A 12,134-nucleotide genomic window follows, 5' to 3' on the forward strand; every position below is an offset into this window, starting at 1 on the left:
ATATAGTTGACGCTGTTCCCCCAACCCTCACGAGGTCGTCACATGACAAGCACCACCCGCGGTTCGCAGAAGGCGCGCGACACGCTCGACTTCCTTCGCGGCAAGATCTCCACCGGCGAATGGGCGGTCGGCGACCTGATCCCCAAGGAGCCCGAACTCGTCGAACTGATCGGCGTCGGCCGGTCGACCGTGCGGGAGGCGGTGCGCTCTCTCGCCGCTTTCGGCATGCTCGAGACCGTTCCCGGGGTCGGCACGTTCGTGCGATCACGCACCCCCGTGAGCTCGATCCTGTCCGAGTTCCTCGCCGATCACGACCTCGAGGAGGTGCTCGTCTACCGCAGGTCGCTCGAGATCGAGGCCGCCCAGCACGCCGCCGTGCACCGCACCGAGGAACAGCTCGCCGGCCTGCGAGAGGCGCACCGCCGAGTGCACGAGGGGCTGGTCGCGGGCGCCGCGCCGGAGGCCCTGGACACCTGCAACCGCAGCACCGCCCCCGACGCATTCCACCGCCTCGTCGTCGAGGCGAGCGGCAGCAAGCTGCTGCTCGACCTCTACCTCGGCGTCATGTCGGTGCTCGAGGGTGCGAGCACCGAGGGGCGCGTGATCCTCGGCACCACCCTCGAGACGATGCACCGCGACCACGGCGCAGTGCTCGACGCGATCGCGGCCCGCGACGTGCGCGACGCCGCGCACTCGATGGCGCTGCACGTCGACCGCGACCTCGGTTTGCGCACCGACATGCTCGACTTCAGTGCGCAGACGGAGCGCGCGACCTCGCTCATCGACGCGGGCTACGACCCCGACCGCGCCCCGGCCTGAGTGGGCTGCCGGGTCGCACTCGCAGTTCTCGCGGGCCGCGGTTCTCGTGGCACCGCCTTGGGTGAGGGTGCCACATGAGCGAGGGCGTGGTGATACGGGCCACGAGTGGTCGAAAAGCGCTCCGACCTTCGCGCGTCGCGGCATTTTTCGACCGTTCGCGGCGCCAGGCGTGCGTCCCCGACGCGTACGGGTGAGCCCGCGGAACGCCTCCACTAGGATGGAACGGTTGCCAGGGGCGTTAGCTCAGTCGGTTAGAGCAGCGGACTCATAATCCGTCGGTCTTGCTCCCGGCCACATCTTCTCTGCCTTACCTTTACTAGGAACGGCGCGCCTATCGGGCTTGCCCTAACGGACAATCCTCTCTAGATCCCCTCCGCCCGAGCAAGGAGCATCTCTCCTGTTTCTACTGGATTCACTCAGGGAGCGGGCTTCACAAAGCGTGCGACAACGCTTGCGATCGCAACCCCATCCTTAGCCAGTTCAGTGTCATCTCCACTCCGAATGTAAATATCCGAACCAACATAAGACAGGTTTTCTTGCGGTGGAACCGAGATAACCAAAAGCCCTAGACCGAAATAATCATGGAAAGTGATTAAGCTGAGAACTTGTTCCTTCAAGGGACTACTGAGTTCAGAATTCCTAATTTCGTTCTTCCAGCGGGCAAAGTACTGCTCAACACTTTCCTTGAGAAACGTGGCTTCCCGCCTGATTCCTACCACCTTGCGGCCGCCGACCTCACGAGGAGCGACCCCATCTAGTAGTTGAATCCGCCTAACGTCAGCGTCTTTGTCGGCAACCCCGATGATAATCGTTCCGCTTTCAGTGGGACCATTATTCGCAATTCCACATATCGTGCGAACTACTCGCGTCATCAGCTGTTGATCTACTCTTCTTTCAGCCCCAAGGGAGAGCAGTCCCTGCTTTAGCTCGTAATTTGGGAGTTCTATCTCTGAGCGGCGGATCAGCGCATCTATATCTAGAGACGAGTGATTCGAGTAAACATCTTTGAGATCGCTATCCACAAAATGTGGGCGAATCAGGCCCTTGACAGCGTCAATGTTCTTACGACGTTCGGTGACCGAGGTTGATCCTCTGCCGGTGTCGATTCGTGTGTCCAACTTGGAGATGGCTGCCTTGATCGAGGCATAGCTAGAGATACGCTTCTTTTCCAAGACGATTACTTCATAAAAGGCAATCACAATCGTCGTGAATAGCGCCGCAAATGAGTTTGTTGTCTTCTTCGAGAAAATAATGTTTCTCAGCTTCTGGGCTTGTCCCTCCTGGGTGCAGCGGAGTATCTCGCCAATGCAGTACTTGATCTCATCCGAAACCATGTCATGGCCATAGACACTTAGGGCGTTCGAAATCCGGCTATTCTCGTTGTCGCCGGGCTCGTAGATTCGATCCAAGGCCTCCTTCGAGCGCGGCACCAGTTGGCCACCCACAATGCAGGCAAGAATGTCAGCAATACACTGTTCATCCATGCTGTCGCGGAGTTCCGTCGATCTCAGTATCCCGTGCTCCACCCAGAACACCTGATCAGCCCGGACCTCATATCCATGCTTTGTCTTGGGTAGGTCAATACTTATCTCGGGCATTTCACTAAGGTCCAGGATGTCCCGCGAAACATCTCCCCTAAGTTCGCATCCCAGCTCTCGGACACAATCTGCGAAGCTGCCCTGGACACCGGCCTGTCGGCGCTCCTGCTCGCTCAGTTGATGGCCATAAGTATTGATTCGTCCGAATACATCATCGACCTCTTCTTCGGACGCTCCGCGCATGACGGACACTGAGAACGTGTAGTCGAGGAATCGCCCGACTTCCCCACTGGAGAGTTGCAATTCTCCAGCATTGGACTCAAATTTCCCCGCCTGAGCGCGATCCTTTGCCGTGGTGAAATGATCTATTCCAAACCAGCGCCCCTCAAGGTCTTCGAACGCAGTCTCAACAAAAGACATGATGGCGGATAGTCGCTGGAGGCCATCGATAATCTCGTAGCGTCCGTTCTCGCGTTCAGCTAGCAGTACCGCGGGAATGGGGTATCTCTTTAGGACAGACTCGATGAGCCTCTGCTTCTCCTCCAAGGTCCACACGAGTTTTCGCTGGTAGCGACGGTTTACCGAAAGTTTGCCTTCGCTGTAGAGCCCGTAAAGGGACTGAATCACCATTGGTTGAGAAATAAGCTCCGCCATACCCACCCCTGCTCGTCATATACGCAATCTGAAGCATATCTGAGTTCGGCAAGTTCATAGATGCTAAGAAGGGCGGGCCCATAGTCCCGAGACAAGGAAGAAACAAATAGTAGGGCGTGCGGGACTTGAACCCGCGACCGATGGAATTATGAGAGGAGAGCGAGCCCTACTAACGGCGCGCTAGGCACGCCTTGTATTCCTCCGCAGCGTCGCCAATCTCAAGTGCCTTTCTGATTCTCTGATGGGCCAGTTTTGTCTCGGTTAACACCTGCGGTGCCTCCCCTTGATTCAGCGCCTGAGCGTTTAGTTTGAATTCATGAGCCATCTGGCTCAGATCGTCCGCACCTACTGATGCAGGCCATTCGAGAGAAGGATCGGTGAGGTGATAGGAGGCTTCTTCCAGCCGCTCAGCAAGAAGATCTATGGCTGCTGAATATTCCTCTTCAGGCGCCTCCACGTATTCTGCGGCGTCCGAGCGAGCGTACTCGACTTGGCAGTAGATCGTGAGGAACTGTTCCTTACCTTCCGCAATAGAGGTCGGTCCCCCACCGATGCACCCTGACAGAAGCGAAACCGCTCCAAGCAATACCGCCAAGGAAGATGCTCGAATAATCATCTGCATTCTCGAAGCTTACTAAAACGTATAGTTTGGCGAAGCCTCTCCTAACGCCGGGCCAAATGCGTACAGAATAGCTGATCTGGCGTTGTTGCTTTGGCTAGGAGGCTTCTATTTCGTGGAGTCACCTCCATTCGAGTTCTGGACCGTTGCGTTTTCCAGGGCGACCAACTGCGCCAAACTCCCGCCGGGGCGTCTCTCGCGCCCGTGGCAAGCTCCCGGCTGACACAGGCGTATTACCCATGGGGTCTCATCCGCCGAATCGCGCACACTCACGCCTACGCTTAGACGATCTCCGCCCGCGCCCCTCGGGCGGTATAGGTCCGTTAGGATTGCAAGTTGTTAAGGGGCGTTAGCTCAGTCGGTTAGAGCACTGGACTCATAATCCATCGGTCGCGGGTTCAAGCCCCGCACGCCCTACTCTCGCACCGCCGTGCACTTTTCTCGCAGGTCGACGATTGGACTGCGCCGCCCGCCCCACCCGAGTGCGCCCTGGCCCGAACGCGGAGATGATGAGACAGTTGGGGCATGGCCGACTTCGACTACTCGCTCGACTACGCCTCGCTCGACCTGCGCAGGCATCCCGAGTTGTACCGCATCGGGCGCGGTGAGCAGGGCGTGCTGAAGGTCGAGCCCTACAAGTCGGAGCTGCTGCCGCACTGGCGGTTCGCCACACCCGAGCTCGCACGCGAGTCGAGCGAGCGCATTCTGACCATGTTCCACGACTATCTCGCGTCGGGCGACTTCGTCGGAGCGGACATGGCTCGCAAGTTCCTGCAGATGGGATACACCCGGGCACGGCGCTACGCGAACCATCTGGGCGGCAAGAAGTACCGCGGTCCGGTTCCCGCTGATCGAAAGGGGCAGAGCGGCGCCCACGGCAGAGCGGAGCTCGAGCGCCAGGAGGACCCCGTCAAAGCCGAGAGCGCACGCATCTTCAAGGAGGCGTGGGATCGCGCTGCGGCGGATCCCCGCTACCGCGAGCTCAGGAGCGAGCATCGCCGACGCCACGAGTCCGGTGATCCATCGAGCGCCCAGCGCCGCTAGTGCCGGGAAACGACGGGCCCGCGCGACGCCGCACCGCCCGAGGGGTTCCGAGACTCTTTCGCAGACATCGCAGCTGCCCCCGACGAGTTCACCACGGGTCGGGCGGCGAAAGAGCTGGCGCTCTGGTTTCGCGTGAGAGCCGGCAGGATCGCACGCAGGCCGGCCTGACCCGCCGCGCAGCGACTACCCTGCGCTGTCGTGGCCGTCGTGCCGCCCGGCCTCCGCGAGCGCGACGATACGGTTGACCATCCCGCTGAAGATGAGCCCGTGGAAGGGCAGCATCGCCAGCCAGTAGAGCCGGCCGAGCAGACCTCTGGGGAAGAACACCGCGCGTTGACGGTACTCGGTGCCGCTGCCGTCGTCTTCGACACCGAGTTCGAGCCAGGCGCTCCCCGGCGTCCACATCTCGGCTCGCAGGCGCAGAAGCCGCTCCGGCTCGACACGCTCCACGCGCCAGACGTCGACAGCGTCGCCGACTGCGATGCGGGACCTGCTGCGCCGGCCCCGCTGCAAGCCCACGCCACCGGCCGCTCGATCCAGCCAGCCCCGTACGGCCCAGAGCACCGAGGCCGAGTACCAGCCGTTCGCGCCGCCGATGCGAGATACGACCGACCAGACGTCCGCCGCGTCGGCGGAGGTGCGACGACTCCGCACATCCGTGAAGACGGTGCGACCGGCCCAGTCCGGGTCACTCGGCATCGGTGCGCTCGGCGCCCCGAGCAGGTTCGAGTCGACCCAGCTCGTCTCGACCTCGTCGAGCTCGATGCGCCCGAGTGCGAGCCGCACGGCCTCGCGATATCCGGTGAGTCCTCCGGCAGGAGGCGGAATGATCTCGTCGATCGTGCGGTCACGCATCACGCAGGGATGCTGCAGCGATTCGACGAGGGGCCTCGCGATCTGACGGGGTACCGGCGTCACGAGGCCCACCCAGTGCGATGCCAGCCGCGGGGTGAGCACGGGCAGCGACGCGATGCGCCGCTGCCCGAGACCGGCTTCGAGGGCGTAGCCGTTCATCATCTGCCCGTAGCGCAGCACGTCCGGTCCGCCGATGTCGAGCGAGCGGTTCAGCCCCGCATCCAACCGCGCCGCCGCGAGCAGGTAGTAGAGCACGTCGCGCACGGCGATCGGCTGGATGAAGTTGCGCACCCATCGGGGCGCCGGCATGTAGGGCAGCACATCGGTGAGATGGCGCACCATCTCGAACGAGGCGGATCCCGAGCCGATGACCACCCCGGCCTGCAGCACCGCGGTCGGCACCCCCGAGGCGAGCAGCAGGCCGCCGACCTCCTTCCTCGAGCGCAGGTGCGGCGAGAGTTCGACCCCCTCGGGGTGCAGGCCGCCGAGATAGACGATGCGGTCGACGCGGGCGTCCACCGCCTGCGCCGCGACGGTGCGGGCGATCTCACGATCGAGCTGCTCGAATCGCGCCCCGCTCGCCATGGAGTGCAGCAGGTAATAGACGATGTCGATGTCGTTCATCGCTCGACCGACGGCTTCCGGATCGGCCGCGTCACCGGTCACGATGTCCACGTCGTCCGCCCACGGCAGCGCCGCGACGCGCTCGTGCGATCTCGACAGCACGCGCACCCGGTATCCGCCCGCCAGCAGCCTGGGAACGAGGCGCCCGCCCAGATAGCCCGTCGCGCCGAGCACGAGCACGCGGGGAGTCGAGCCGTCGCTCGAGCGGCGCGCGCGCAGCGCCGGCTCCCGGCCGGTCGGAGCGCTGCGCTGCTCCCGATCATGTCGCGATTCGATGTCCGTCACGATTCCCCGCTTTCGCTTCGCGCTTCAGCGCAGCACCTCGACCAGAACGATCCAGGAGACCAGGATCGCGGAGACGATCGCCACGAGGCACCCCGCCGCCGCGAGCATCAGCCCGCCGGTCAGGCCCTGCGCCATCATCGACCCGGCAGCCAGGTATGCGGCGATCGGGAGGATGCCGAGAGCCGACTTCGCGACCCGGGCGCGCTGCTGAGGATCCCGCATCACGACCCGCGTCGCGTGCGCCTGGAACCAGGCGGCGCCCAGGGCCACCACGATGGTGACCAGGCCGTACCAGAGCAGATCGATCCCGGGCACCAGGCCGACGGCCGAGACCACCAGCGCGAGCACGAGCGTGGCGATAGCCGCTGCCAGCCGAGCGGTGAGGGTGCCCGCGCTCACGATCTTCTGGATGTTGACGCTCGCCGCCACGATCACCAGACCGGCGAGGGCCGCACTCGCGCCGGCCATGGCGACGTTGAAGTCGCTCCACTGGGAGACCGTCTCGAGCATGGCTTCATGCTACGCCGCTCGCCGGCGCTCGCGGGTGCGACCTCGCAGGCCGAGGAGTGAAGCGCCCGCTCACCCCTCGAGCGTCTGCACCCAGCCGCGCAGCCGGTCGAGCCCGTCGACGGTCGAGGTGAGACCCAGCGCCTGCACGTCGCGTCCCTGCACGAGCATCGTCTGCTGCGCGCCCGGCAGCGCGGCCACGGCCGGGTTCGCGAGCAGTTCGGCGAAGATGCGGTCGCCGCTGCCGTTCATATCGACCAGCAGGATCCCGTCGGGTGCGGCCTCGACGATCTGCTCGGCCGAGATCGGGCCGGTGATGTCGATGCCGAGTTCGCCGCTCACCGAGCGGGCGCCCGCGAGGCTCAGCATCTCGAGAGGGAATGCGTGGCCCGCGGTGATGAACGGGCGGCCGGCCTGGTTGGTGAGCACGAGCACGCGCGGGCCGCTCTCGGCCGCAGCCGAGTCGGCATCGGAATCGGAGGCCTCCAGGCCTTCGGCGAGTTGCGAGGCGAGCGCGTCGGCCTCGTCGTCGGCGCCGGTGGCCTGGCCGATGAGGTCGATGTTGGCGGTGACGCTGTCGACGCTCGACCACACGTCGGGCAGCAGCAGGGCGGGCACGCCCGAGTGCTGCAGCACCCCGCCGATGCTGCTCTCGGCGCCGTGCCGGGGGCTCATGATGACGAGGTCGGGTGCGAGTGCGATCACGGTCTCGGCGTTCAGCTCCATGGCGACGGGGATGGTGTTCGGCACCTGCTCCATCTCGTCGATGTGGCCGCCGAGGGCGGGGTTGGTGACCGCCTCGGGCACGAGCACGAGACGGTCGGCGAGGCCCAGCTCGGCCACGACCTCGGCGCTCTCGTAGTCGAGCGCCGCGATGCTCTCGGGTGCGGACTCGAGGGTGAGCTCGGCCGCCTCGGCGCCCCGACCCGCGGGCACCTGGATCGTGCGGGGAAACGCCGCCTGCCCGGCGACGGAACCGCTGGAGCCCGCGGAGTCGGTGGCGGGGGCGTCGTTCGATGCTGCGCACGCGGAGAGCATCAGCGCCGCCGAGGCGGCGATCGCGAGGGCTGCGAGGCGTCGTTTGGGCACGGGGGTTCCTTTCGGGGAGAGGTTCGCGGAGCGCGGGACGGGCTCAGCGGGCGGGTTCAGCGGTCGTCGGTGGCGAGGAACGAGCGACCGTGAGGCGTGGTGTGGATGGTGGTGTGCACGCCGTAGGCGGCGTGCACGAGCTCGGGCTGCAGCACCTCGGCGGGTCTGCCGGCGTGCGACCCGCCGCCGCCGTCGAGCAGCAGGATCTGCGTGCACGCGTTGAGGGCGAGGCTGAGATCGTGCAGCGCGGCGATGACGATCTTGCCGTCGTTGCCGAGCCGGCGCATCGTCTGCTCGACGGCGCGCTGGTGGAACAGGTCGAGCGCCGAGGTCGGCTCGTCGAAGATGACCACGGGCGTGTCCTGCGCCAGCACGCGGGCGAGCTGCACGAGCTGCCGCTGCCCGCCCGAGAGCGAGCCGTAGCGGCGCTGGGCGAGATCCTCGACCCCCGCGTCGGCGAGTGCGCTCCGCGCCGCTTCGCCCGCGTGGGGGTGCTGCGACGCGTGCGCGCCGATCTCGACGAGCTCGCGCACGCGGAGCTCGTCGGGTGCCCGCAGGTCCTGCGGCAGCAGCGACACGACCGAGGCGCGTCTGCGGGGCGGCATGCCCGGCAGGTCGACGTCGCCGTAGCGCAGGCTGCCGAAGCTCTGCACTCCGGAGCAGGCGAGCGCGCCGAGCAGCGACGACTTGCCGACCCCGTTGGGGCCCACGACGCCGAGCACGGTGCCGGGCAGCAGCCTGAGGGTGAGGGGGTCGCTCAGGGCCCGCCCGCCGCGATAGGCGCCGAAGGAGCCGAGCGTGAGCGTGCCGCCGAGCAGCAGGCAGGGCCCGCCGCCGAACGGGTTGGTCGTCGCAGCCCCTCCGGCGTGCTCGGGCGCGGGTCCGGTTCGGCGCGCCATCAGCCCGCTCCCCATCAGCTCTGCTGCCTTCTGAGCAGCAGGAAGAGGAAGATCGGGGCGCCGACGAGTGCCGCGACGACGCCGGTCTGCACGACGGTGGCGCCGAAGGCGGTGCGGGCGACGGTGTCTGCGAGCACCATGAAGAGCGCACCGCCGAGCGCCGAGAACGGCAGCAGCCTGGCGTGCGAGGCTCCGAGCACCAGCCGCATCGCGTGGGGAACGACGAGGCCCACGAAGCTGATGATCCCGCTCACCGCGACCGCCGCGCCCGTCACGAGCGAGGCCACGAGCAGCAGCACGGTGCGTTCGCGGCCCACGTGCACACCGGAGGTGGCGGCGATCTGCTCGCCGAGCGCGAGGGCGTCGAGGGCGCGGATGCGGGTGAGGAAGTAGCCGATGCCGATGAGGATCGGCACCGTCGCGATCGCGGCGTGCTGCCAGTTGCGCAGCTCGAGGTCTCCGGCCAGCCAGAACATGGCGCTGCGCACGAGGGCGTCGTCGGCGGCGTTGGCGATGAGCACGTTGATGAGCGCTCCGGCGAGCGCGCTGAGAGACACGCCCACGAGGATGATCGTGGGCGAGCCGAGATCCTTCCTCGCCTGGAGCACGAACTGCAGGATCAGCGTCACGACGGTCGCCCCCGCGAAGGCCGCGAGCGGCACGCCCCACAGCGCCGATCCCGAGAGGCCGAGGGTGATCCCGGCGACCGCGCCCACGGCGGCGCCGGCCGAGACGCCGGTGATGCCGGGCTCGGCGAGCGGGTTGCGCAGCAGGGCCTGCATGACGACGCCGGTGGTGGCGAGCGCGGCGCCCACGAGGGCCGCGACGGCGATGCGGGGGAGGCGGATCGACCAGACGACCGCGACCGCGCGCTCGTCGGTGCGGGCCGGATCCACGAGTGCGCGCAGCGTCTCGATCGGCGTGAGTGAGACGATGCCCATGCAGAGGGCGGCGAGGGCGGCGACGGCGAGCAGCAGGGTGCAGGCCAGGGCGACGAGCGGGGCGCGGTGGATCCTCATGAACTCCCGAGCGGGGGTTGCTAGCGTCGTGACCTGGGCGGTCGGTTGCGGGGGCGCACTGGTGCCCACATCAGATCTCACAGATCAGATGTTATACATCAGATCTACAGGAAGCCTGATGATACGGTGCAAGCCATGACCGAGAACGTTCACCCCACCGTGCCGCTCACCGATCCGCTGCCCTACGACGCACTGCTGCTCTGCTCGTTCGGCGGGCCGAACGGCCCCGAAGACGTCATCCCGTTCCTGCGCAACGTCACCCGGGGCAAGGGCATCCCCGAGGAACGCCTGGCCGAGGTGGGGGAGCACTACCACCACTTCGACGGCCGCAGCCCGATCAACGAGCAGAATCTCGCGCTCGTCGCGGCCCTCGAGGAGGAGCTGCGACGGCGCGGCGTGTCGCTGCCCGTGATCTGGGGCAACCGCAACTGGCACCCCTACACCGTCGACACGCTGCGCGACGCCGCCGCCTTCGGGACTCGCCGCATCCTCACCATCGTCACCAGCGCCTACGCGTCGTACTCGGGCAGCCGCCAGTACCGCGAGCACCTGGCGGCGGCCCTCGCCGAGCTGAAGGCCGACGCCCCTCGCATCGATGTGCTGCGCCCCTTCTTCAACGAGCCCGGATTCGTCGACGCGAACCGCCACGCGATCGAGGAAGCGGCGTCCGGCCTCGACGGCGGCCTCGACGGCGCCCACATCGTGTATGTGACGCACTCGATCCCCGACACGATGCAGGACGCCTCGGCGGTGACCGGGCCCGGTTATCGCGAGCAGCACGAGGATGTGCGCGCCACGATCGACGCCGCCCTGGCCCAGCGCTACGGCGTCGAGATCGCATCTTCGCTCGCCTACTGCTCCCGCTCGGGCGACCCGCGGACGCCGTGGCTCGAGCCCGACGTCAACGACCACATCGAAGTGCTGGCCGGCCAGGGCGTGCGCAAGATCGTGATCGCGCCGATCGGCTTCATCTCCGACCACATGGAGGTCGCCTTCGATCTCGACGTGGAAGCGCTCGAGACCGCCGCCGAGCAAGGTGTCTCCGCGGTGCGGGCCGACACCGTGGGCGTGCGCCGCGCGTTCGTCTCGGGGCTCGTCGACATGGTGCTCGAACGCGCGGCGCGCGAGCGCGGCGAGACCGTCGAGGCGCGCACCGCCGGCTCTCTTCCCGCCTTCCCCGACGATGCACCGGCCGGCAGCTGCCGCATGCGCCACGGCGAGGTCACCGGCATCCCGGTGATCGCGGGCCACGAAGACTGACCGCATCCGATCCCGAGCACGAGGAGCACCCGAGAAGCCATGACCGAAGCAGCCCGCCCCGCAGTCGACCACTCCGCCGTCGCGGACGCGATCAACGACGACATCAATTACACCATGTACGCCGTCTTCCGTGTCGAGCGCGCCGCGCCCGCGCTGGGGGTCTCCCCGGCATGGGCCTCGATCGTGCGGGGTCTGCTCGTCGAACTCGATGAGGTCGAGGGTCTCACGACGCGCGGCTGGTACGACGTGGCCGGCTACCGAGCCGACGCCGATGTGCTCGTGTGGTGGCACGCGCCGACGCCCGAGGCGCTGCAGCAGGCCTACCGCTCGGTACTCGACTGGGCGGGCGGGCGCCTCTCGCCCGTCTGGTCGTCGATCGGCGTGCACCGCGCCGCCGAGTTCAATCGGGGTCACGTGCCGGCCTTCCTCGCGGGCGACGATCCGCGCGGCTACCTCTGCGTCTATCCCTTCGTCCGCGGGCGCGAGTGGTACCTGCTGCCCGACGACGAGCGCCGGGAGCTGCTGCGGGAGCATGGCGCGGCGGCCCGCGACTACGGAGACGTGCTCGCCAACACCGTCGCGTCGTTCGCGCTCGGCGATTACGAGTGGCTGCTCGCGTTCGAGGCCGACGAGCTGACGCGCATCGTCGATCTGATGCGCGAGCTGCGCGCGACCGGCGCGCGCCGCCACGTGATCGAGGAGACGCCGTTCTTCACAGGCCCCCGCCGCGACCCCGAGTCGCTGCTCGCGAAGGTCGTGCTCTAGGTGTAGTTCCTCGTGAGGTTGTGAACACGATCTGACGGTGTGAGACCACCGATCCCGGTATGGGGTCGGTGATGATTGTAGTGATGCAGCCAAGCGTCGTATGTTGCGGCCCTGGCTGCATCACTCTCATACATGCCGGCGTACGCCCACTCTGCTG

Annotated in this window: 12 protein-coding genes and 1 tRNA gene; 5 read left to right on the plus strand and 8 right to left on the minus strand. The window is 66.6% G+C overall.

The window, feature by feature from the left end; all coding sequences use genetic code 11:
- Nucleotides 1-42: 42 nt before the first annotated feature.
- A complete protein-coding gene (locus H490_RS29435; RefSeq protein ID WP_017885113.1) occupies nucleotides 43-819 on the plus strand; it encodes a FadR/GntR family transcriptional regulator in 777 nt (258 codons plus the stop codon).
- 416 nt (nucleotides 820-1,235) lie between these two features.
- Here H490_RS29435 and H490_RS31820 read toward each other — a convergent pair whose 3' ends face one another.
- On the minus strand, nucleotides 1,236-3,011 hold the full coding sequence (locus H490_RS31820) for a GmrSD restriction endonuclease domain-containing protein (RefSeq protein WP_081611690.1): 1,776 nt from the start codon (nucleotides 3,009-3,011) through the stop codon (nucleotides 1,236-1,238).
- Between the two features lie 169 nt (nucleotides 3,012-3,180).
- Nucleotides 3,181-3,633, minus strand: a complete 453-nt coding sequence (locus tag H490_RS32180; protein WP_152424321.1) for a hypothetical protein — start codon at nucleotides 3,631-3,633, stop codon at nucleotides 3,181-3,183.
- Between the two features lie 340 nt (nucleotides 3,634-3,973).
- Here H490_RS32180 and H490_RS29450 point away from each other — a divergent pair.
- Both H490_RS29450 and H490_RS29455 read left to right on the plus strand, forming a co-directional pair.
- Nucleotides 3,974-4,047 (plus strand) — tRNA-Ile (locus H490_RS29450).
- A gap of 108 nt (nucleotides 4,048-4,155) precedes the next feature.
- Entirely contained in the window at nucleotides 4,156-4,674 is a 519-nt protein-coding gene (locus tag H490_RS29455) for a DUF4385 domain-containing protein (RefSeq protein ID WP_017885114.1), read from the plus strand.
- A gap of 183 nt (nucleotides 4,675-4,857) precedes the next feature.
- On the opposite strand, the gene H490_RS29460 is transcribed toward H490_RS29455, so the two are convergent.
- From H490_RS29460 to H490_RS29475, 5 genes are all read right to left on the minus strand, one after another.
- On the minus strand, nucleotides 4,858-6,438 hold the full coding sequence (locus tag H490_RS29460; RefSeq protein ID WP_017885115.1) for an SDR family oxidoreductase: 1,581 nt from the start codon (nucleotides 6,436-6,438) through the stop codon (nucleotides 4,858-4,860).
- A gap of 24 nt (nucleotides 6,439-6,462) precedes the next feature.
- The gene (locus H490_RS29465) at nucleotides 6,463-6,948 is read right to left on the minus strand and encodes a hypothetical protein (protein ID WP_017885116.1); all 486 of its coding nucleotides are present in this window, start codon (nucleotides 6,946-6,948) and stop codon (nucleotides 6,463-6,465) included.
- A gap of 69 nt (nucleotides 6,949-7,017) precedes the next feature.
- A complete protein-coding gene (locus H490_RS29470; protein WP_017885117.1) occupies nucleotides 7,018-8,034 on the minus strand; it encodes an ABC transporter substrate-binding protein in 1,017 nt (338 codons plus the stop codon).
- A gap of 56 nt (nucleotides 8,035-8,090) precedes the next feature.
- The gene (locus tag H490_RS0116375) at nucleotides 8,091-8,933 is read right to left on the minus strand and encodes an ABC transporter ATP-binding protein (RefSeq protein WP_017885118.1); all 843 of its coding nucleotides are present in this window, start codon (nucleotides 8,931-8,933) and stop codon (nucleotides 8,091-8,093) included.
- Nucleotides 8,934-8,947: 14 nt separating this feature from the next.
- Complete coding sequence (locus H490_RS29475) at nucleotides 8,948-9,952, minus strand: FecCD family ABC transporter permease (RefSeq protein WP_017885119.1); 1,005 nt, start codon at nucleotides 9,950-9,952, stop codon at nucleotides 8,948-8,950.
- A gap of 135 nt (nucleotides 9,953-10,087) precedes the next feature.
- Here H490_RS29475 and H490_RS29480 point away from each other — a divergent pair, with 135 nt between their 5' ends.
- Together H490_RS29480 and hemQ are read left to right on the plus strand one after the other, a co-directional pair.
- Nucleotides 10,088-11,212 (plus strand): ferrochelatase, encoded by a 1,125-nt coding sequence (locus H490_RS29480; protein WP_017885120.1) that lies wholly within the window; start codon nucleotides 10,088-10,090, stop codon nucleotides 11,210-11,212.
- 39 nt (nucleotides 11,213-11,251) lie between these two features.
- Nucleotides 11,252-11,977 carry a hydrogen peroxide-dependent heme synthase gene (gene hemQ / locus H490_RS29485; protein ID WP_017885121.1) on the plus strand — a complete coding sequence of 242 codons (726 nt, stop codon included), beginning with the start codon at nucleotides 11,252-11,254 and terminating at the stop codon, nucleotides 11,975-11,977.
- On the opposite strand, the gene H490_RS31825 is transcribed toward hemQ, so the two are convergent.
- Nucleotides 11,974-12,134: integrase core domain-containing protein (locus H490_RS31825; RefSeq protein WP_152424322.1), on the minus strand; the 161-nt coding region annotated here is incomplete at its 5' end. The genes hemQ and H490_RS31825 overlap by 4 nt on opposite strands.

It is taken from the genome of Leucobacter sp. UCD-THU (genome assembly GCF_000349545.1).
Taxonomy (GTDB): Bacteria; Actinomycetota; Actinomycetes; order Actinomycetales; family Microbacteriaceae; genus Leucobacter; species Leucobacter muris.